This is a genomic window from Pinirhizobacter sp. (assembly GCF_035317885.1).
Lineage (GTDB): Bacteria > Pseudomonadota > Gammaproteobacteria > Xanthomonadales > Rhodanobacteraceae > Pinirhizobacter.
Genome location: NZ_DATHFX010000278.1, coordinates 1 through 2,700, shown reverse-complemented (window position 1 = coordinate 2,700; position 2,700 = coordinate 1). Strand labels below are relative to the sequence as shown.

Sequence of the window (2,700 nt, the reverse complement as noted above, 5' to 3'; positions counted from 1 at the left end):
GATCGGATGCACGTCGCTACACAGCACCATGCCGCCGGGCCGGGTGGCTCGGCGAAGTTCGCCAAGGGCGACGTCGAGCTCTTCGAGATGGCCAAGCACCAGGCCGCACAGCGTTATATCGGCTAAGGCGTCGGATACCGGTAGCGCATCCAGGCTTCCCTGCATGAGGGTGAATCGGCCCGGTCCTGCGTGCGATTCCAGTTCGTCTTGCGCGCGCAGCAGCATGGGGAGTGAAAGGTCCACGCCCGTGGTGGCCGCGGCGCCGCGATCGAGCACGTGGCGCATATACCGCCCGCTGCCACATCCGGCATCAAGCACCGACATGCCGCTTAGATTCGACGGAAGAAGTTCGAGCATCGCCCGCTCCTCGGCCTGCATCACGGCGTTATGCGCGTGCGACGGATAGCTTGGCGCCCACAAGGCATAGGCGCTGGCTGGCTCCAGGATGGATGGCCCGGACATCAATGGACTCCCATGGCGAAACTGGTTTCGTGCAAGTGCATTCGTGAGGCGCCTTTGAACTGAAGCCCCGGTTCCATCGCGATCAGTGCCGGCGTCGCCAGGCGCTTGTCCAGCAGCTTCGCCCGGCCATCGAGCGTCACGGCCACGGTGTCGATACCGGCAGCCTCGAACCACGCGGCGAAATCCGTGTCGGCGATGCGCGGCATGCCGTTGCGTACAACGGCGCGAATCTCGTGGCGGGAAATGCCCGCAAGGTTTCCGGCGCCGCGGCCCCGGTCTTCCACGATCACCAGGTTCGCCCAGCTACCTGCAGCCACGCTGCCGTGGCCGTGAAGCTTGAGCAGGCGCGACGCATCACCGGTAGCAAGCCGCAACAGCCCGGCGGCATCGAGTTCGCCGCGCGACAGCACCCCGCGAATCTCCTCCAGGAGGTCGCGTTCGCCGCTCAGGCGCGAATCGCTGCCCAGTACCAGCCGGCCGGCTTCGTACAGGCGCCGCGGGTCGAGTGAGCGCCCCAGCAATGCGCGATTACTGCCGGGGCACCACACGACCGTTGCGCCGCACGCGATCACGCGGCCGATGTCGGCATCGTCCATGCCCACGCCATGCACCAGCACGCTGTTGGCGGCCAGGCATCCCATGGCATCGAGTGCCGAAAGCTCGGCGGCAGCCGTAGCATCGGTGCCCTCGGCCAGGTGGATGATCCAGGGGCGTTCCGGGGGCGTGGCCTGGAAACTGGCCTGTACCGGTGGGCCGTAGGATGGACCGCCCAGCGCATAGCTCCAGCCGAAGTCGCGCAACAGCGTGACGGGGAAATCGGCCGTATCCAGCGTTTGGTGCCAGGGGTCGTGGTGCACCACGCAGGTGGTTCCGGCCAGGAGGTTCTTCAGTGCGCCGTGGCGCATCCGCAGGCCCTTGGGCCGTTGCAGCGCCGCGACCACGTCGGGCGCGAGGAAATGTTCCTGGAATGCTTCGATCCAGGCATAGCTGTTGGCGAACGGCGCACTGGACACCAACGGCGGCACCGCGTTCACGTGCAAGTGGTCATGCGCGTTCACCAGGCCGGGAAAAAGCATGTGGCCGCGAAGGTCAACGGTGAAGGCGCGCGGGATCGATCCGGCGGCCAACCGGTCACCATCGATCGACAGCGGTCCGCGCGCGGGCCCAGCGGGTGTCATCGACACCGCATGGGCCAGCGTGGCGTGGACCGATGGCGCGCGCATCGTCATGCTACCGGGCGCTTGCGCATGACGATCAGGAAGTGATCGCCCATGCTTCGAAGCAACGGCCAACCACCGACGCGGTCGTCCAGGCGACCCAGCCGCTCGCACCACGCCGGATGCCGCTGCTGGAATTCCACCAGGTACGGCGGCGGCACGAACAGGCTTAGCGCACGATGGCTCGACAGCTCGAACTGCCCGGCGAATGAGCGGTAGAACTCCCGCGGCAGGTAATACCGCGTCCAGATCACGTGGCGATTCATGCCCACCGGCGTATCGCCCCGTGCGGCACGCACCACTGCCCGACGGAACCGGCCTCGCAACGCGTAGTGGGCGACCTCCCAGGGGCAAATCCGGCCGATCACCGAAAACACCAGCGTGCCGCCCGGGCGCAGCAGGCGCGCGCACTGGTTGGAAAGGGCGATGAGGTCCGGCGCGCAGTTCAATGGCCCGAAGTTCGAGTAGATGCCATCGAAGGTCCCGTCGCCCTCAAGCTGGCCAAGCTGCTGCACGCCAAGGTGCGCGGCATCGACGCGACCTTGCAGGTCATCGGCGATCGCCCGTGCCCGGGTGCGCTCCACCATCTGCGGTGACCAGTCGGTGGCGACCACCTCATGACCCTCGCCGGCGAAGTGCACCGCGTCCAGGCCCGTGCCGCAGCCAAGGTCGAGTAGGCGGGAACCTAAGGGCACGGCATCGCGCACGGCGTCCCACAGGGTTACGCGCATGCGCTGGATCAGTTCATTGTTGCCGCGCGGGCCGTCGTAGTCGGCCGCCACGCTGTCGAAGGCAAGCTGGGTCTGCAGGAGCTGTGTTTCGTTCATGGCCGGTTACCTCGTGGTTGCGCGGCGGACCGCATTGCGCGCCATGGCCGCCAGCGCGCCAAGGAACAGCCCGAAAACGATGCCGATGCCCCAGCCGAGCGGTAGGTTGGGAAATGACGGGCCTTTCGGTACGTAAACCGGGAACACCAGCGAGGTATCGAAGGTGTAAGTAGGGCTAAGCCGGGTGGTCAGGT

The 2,700-nt window shown here is 66.7% G+C and carries 3 protein-coding genes and 1 pseudogene; all 4 read right to left on the bottom strand.

The window, feature by feature from the left end:
• Positions 1 to 462: class I SAM-dependent methyltransferase (locus tag VK519_RS09030; RefSeq protein ID WP_324349180.1), on the bottom strand; the 462-nt coding region annotated here is incomplete at its 3' end.
• Positions 462 to 1,691 carry an amidohydrolase family protein gene (locus tag VK519_RS09025; protein WP_324349178.1) on the bottom strand — a complete coding sequence of 410 codons (1,230 nt, stop codon included), beginning with the start codon at positions 1,689 to 1,691 and terminating at the stop codon, positions 462 to 464. The genes VK519_RS09025 and VK519_RS09030, both read right to left, overlap by 1 nt.
• On the bottom strand, positions 1,688 to 2,506 hold the full coding sequence (locus VK519_RS09020) for a class I SAM-dependent methyltransferase (protein WP_324349176.1): 819 nt from the start codon (positions 2,504 to 2,506) through the stop codon (positions 1,688 to 1,690). The genes VK519_RS09025 and VK519_RS09020 overlap by 4 nt, the downstream gene beginning before the upstream one ends.
• Before the next feature lie 6 nt (positions 2,507 to 2,512).
• Positions 2,513 to 2,700 (bottom strand): annotated as a pseudogene (locus VK519_RS09015) (Wzz/FepE/Etk N-terminal domain-containing protein); the annotation flags it as partial.